This window comes from uncultured Fibrobacter sp. (genome assembly GCF_937877005.1).
Taxonomy (GTDB): domain Bacteria; phylum Fibrobacterota; class Fibrobacteria; order Fibrobacterales; family Fibrobacteraceae; genus Fibrobacter.
Genome location: NZ_CALEFV010000083.1, coordinates 1 through 3,251, shown reverse-complemented (window position 1 = coordinate 3,251; position 3,251 = coordinate 1). Strand labels below are relative to the sequence as shown.

The following is a 3,251-nucleotide window of genomic DNA, read 5'->3' as shown; positions in this document are numbered from 1 at the left end:
GCGACCCGTTTGCGAACCGCGCCGGTTTCAAGCTGCTCGGCATCGCCGACAACAACCTCGACGATCTCGTGAAGCGCGCTTCTGAATTCAAGGTGCTCTTGACGGTGAATGCAGATCTCTTTGGCGAAGGTGGCTCTGCCGTTTCTTCTCTCGAAAAGATTGCGACCCGTATCGTCTTGTCTGCTTTCAACGACGCTACCGCCAACAAGGCGACGCTTGCTTTCGGTATTCGTCACTGGAGCGAAGCCCAGGGCACTATGGTGAACAGCCTGAATATTCTTCAGAAGCTTTCTGCCTGCCCGGTTTGCCCCGATGAAAAACTTCGCCCGGCTTATGACGTTCTCTCCGAACTCGCCGGCAACAAGTTCGAAAGCGCATTCGATGCCTTCAAGAAGGCTGGTGAATACGCAAGCGTGCTTGCAGGACTTTCTTACGATACCATCAAGAATACAGGCAAGTTGCTCGAAGGAGGTAACGCCTAATGGATATCATTGAATCCAAAACCTGGGTGGAATGGATTATTACCATTGCGAAGTTCGCCTTCTGCTTTGTTCCTGTCCTTTACATCCTGTTGTTGATTCCTATGGAACGCCGTGGCGCCGGCTTTATGCAGGATCGTCAGGGACCGAACCGTTCCTATATCAAAATTCCCTTCTTCGGTAAGGTTCGTCTGTTCGGCTATGTGCAGAACATGTGCGACGGTACCAAGTTGTTCTTCAAGGAAATGTTTGCTCCGAAGGGTGCAAAGAAATTCCTTTACTACGTGGCTCCGGCAATCCCGTTTGCCATCGTGTTCCTTTCTCCGTGCGTGATTCCCTGGTTTGGCCCGATGGTTTTTGACTGGGGTGGCCAGGTGGTGCGCATCGCGGGTCCGATCGTGGATTCCGAAGTGGGTATCTTGCTCCTGTTCGGTTTCAGTTCGCTTTCCGCCTACGGTGCCGTTCTCGCTGGCTTGAGCTCCCGTTCCAAGTACAGCTACCTCGGTTCTCTGCGTACGACCGCGATGACGATTAGCTACGAAGTCTGCCAGGGCCTTTCGATGATGGGTCTTCTGGTGCTCGCCGGATCGTTCAGCCTCACCGATATTGTGACTTGGCAGGAAACGCACGTGTGGGGCATTGTCGCCCAACCGGTGGCTTTCTTCTGCTTCTTGATTGCGACGATTGCCGAAACGGGCCGCGCCCCGTTCGATGTGGCCGAAGGTGAACCTGAACTTGTTGCCGGCTACCACACCGAATATGGTGCCATGCAGTTCGGTTTGTTCTACATGGGTGAATATTCCCACATTTGCATCAGCAGCCTTCTGGTGGCAACGCTCTTCCTGGGCGGCTACTCGGTCCCGTTCGTGACGACCGAAACCATCCAGGCTCACATGGGTGGCTCGCTCGCTATCCTCTGCTGGGTGCTCGCTTTCTTCGCTCTCGCTTTCCTCCACATGATCTACCGCTACTCCCGCAAGCTCCGTGCTTCGGCACAGTCCAACAAGATGGAAATCTTGCAGGAATACAAGCTTTACAAGGGGATCGGTTGGATTGCCGCCTTCGTGCTGGTTTGCGCCGGTGTCGCATCCTGGATGTTCTACAACCCGCAGGTCACTATGATCGACGGCGTTGCCGTGAACACTCTTGGCGCTGCCCTGGGGACTGCTCTCATCCACCTGCTGGTGCTCCTGGTGAAGAGCGTGTTCTTCTGCTGGGTGTGGATTTGGGTCCGCTGGACTCTCCCGCGCTTCCGCTACGACCACGTGATGCATCTTGGCTGGAAGATTATCTTGAACATCGCTATTTTGAACCTCGTCGTGACCGCCGTAGTCGCGAAGTTGATGGGAGGTAACTAATGGCCCGCGTTATTAGACAGAGACCCATGAACTGGGTGGAACGCCTTTACATCTTCGAGGCGATTCGCGGCTTGTGGACAACGCTCAAGCATGCTGCCCGCGGCCTGTTCCGCTACGAAACCTTGCCGACGATTTCTTACCCGGAAGGTCAGCCCGAAGTTCGCAGCGGTTACCGTGCCAAGCATCGTCTGATGCTCCGTGCCGATGGAACTCCGCGCTGTGTAGCCTGTGGCATGTGCGCTGCGGCTTGTCCTGCCCATTGTATCTATATCGAAGCGACTGCGAGTGATGACCCGCGCATCGAAAAAAGGGTGAAACGTTTCGATATTGACCATCTGACCTGTGTGTTCTGCGGCCTTTGCGTTGAAGCCTGCCCGGTTGATGCGCTCCGCATGGATACCAAGGAGATTATCTTTGAACACCGTACCCGCGACGAATTCGTGGCTAATCTTGAATCTCTCACTAGTTGGGATCCGAAGGATTATCCCGATGACGAACAGAGCCAAGTGGCTCCGGGTGGTACCAAGAATGCCGCGGCCCGCAAGGTCTGGGGAATGGAGGTTAAGTAATGCTTGCCCTGATTTATTTCATTCTTCTTTCGGTTATCGCCGTGGGCGCCGCCCTCTGCGTGCTGTTTTCGAAGCATCCGCTTTACGGTGGTCTTTCTCTCGTATTGACTATGCTTTCGCTCGCAGGCATTTACGGCCTGCTGGGTAGCCCCTTCATTGGAGTTGTCCAGATTATGGTTTATGCAGGAGCCATCATGATGCTCCTCGTGTTTGTCATCTCGGTGCTGAATGCGGCTAAGGATTCCAAGACGCCTATGTTCGATGGCGTTTCGTTTTTCGTGGTGCTAGGGGTGCTGGTCCTTGCGGGACTCGTCGGATTTGCTCTTGTGCTTTCGCCGATGGGCTTTGATGCATCGACTCTTCGCGGCTCTGTTGAGATGACTTCCAAGAACCTGTTCGATACGGCCCAAACCGGCCCCGGCTATTTCGTGCTTTTCGAAGTGCTCGGCTTGTTGTTGCTTTCATCGATGGGTGCTGCCGTACTCATGGCCAAGAAACACCTGGGATCCGAGGTCTCGGAAGATAAGGAGGATAGGTAATGGAACTCCAACCGATTTATATTCAGATTCTCGCCTTGGTGCTCTTTACCATTGGCCTCATTACGGCTCTTGCTCGCCGTAACGTGTTCTTCGTGCTCATGGGTGTCGAACTTGCCCTGAACGCGGTGAATCTTTCTTTCGTGGGCTTTGCAAAGACGCTTCCTGCCGAATTGAGCGTGGCCGGCCAGATTGTGCCGCTGTTCTCGATTGCGGTTGCCGCTGCCGAAGCTTGCGTGGGACTCGCTCTCGTTATCCTCATTTTCCGCAACCGTGAAAGTGTCGATTCCGACAACTATTCCAATATGA

General features: G+C 54.1%; 4 protein-coding genes and 1 pseudogene. All 5 read left to right on the top strand.

Annotation, left to right across the window (positions count from 1 at the left end):
• Window positions 1–482: pseudogene (locus Q0628_RS04515) on the top strand (proton-conducting membrane transporter); the annotation flags it as partial.
• Window positions 482–1,837 (top strand): complex I subunit 1 family protein, encoded by a 1,356-nt coding sequence (locus Q0628_RS04510; protein ID WP_298768566.1) that lies wholly within the window; start codon window positions 482–484, stop codon window positions 1,835–1,837. The pseudogene Q0628_RS04515 and the gene Q0628_RS04510, both read left to right, overlap by 1 nt.
• Window positions 1,837–2,406 (top strand): NADH-quinone oxidoreductase subunit I, encoded by a 570-nt coding sequence (locus Q0628_RS04505; protein WP_298768564.1) that lies wholly within the window; start codon window positions 1,837–1,839, stop codon window positions 2,404–2,406. Before Q0628_RS04510 ends, Q0628_RS04505 begins: the two co-directional genes overlap by 1 nt.
• A complete protein-coding gene (locus Q0628_RS04500; protein WP_298768562.1) occupies window positions 2,406–2,945 on the top strand; it encodes an NADH-quinone oxidoreductase subunit J in 540 nt (179 codons plus the stop codon). The genes Q0628_RS04505 and Q0628_RS04500 overlap by 1 nt, the downstream gene beginning before the upstream one ends.
• A partial coding sequence (nuoK, locus tag Q0628_RS04495; protein WP_298768560.1) for an NADH-quinone oxidoreductase subunit NuoK occupies window positions 2,945–3,251 on the top strand: 307 nt, incomplete at its 3' end. The genes Q0628_RS04500 and nuoK, both read left to right, overlap by 1 nt.

Coding starts and splice junctions, on each gene's coding strand:
- Q0628_RS04510 (WP_298768566.1), top strand. CDS start 482: ATGGATATCATTGAATCCAAAACCTGGGTGGAATGGATTATTACCATT.
- Q0628_RS04500 (WP_298768562.1), top strand. CDS start 2,406: ATGCTTGCCCTGATTTATTTCATTCTTCTTTCGGTTATCGCCGTGGGC.
- Q0628_RS04505 (WP_298768564.1), top strand. CDS start 1,837: ATGGCCCGCGTTATTAGACAGAGACCCATGAACTGGGTGGAACGCCTT.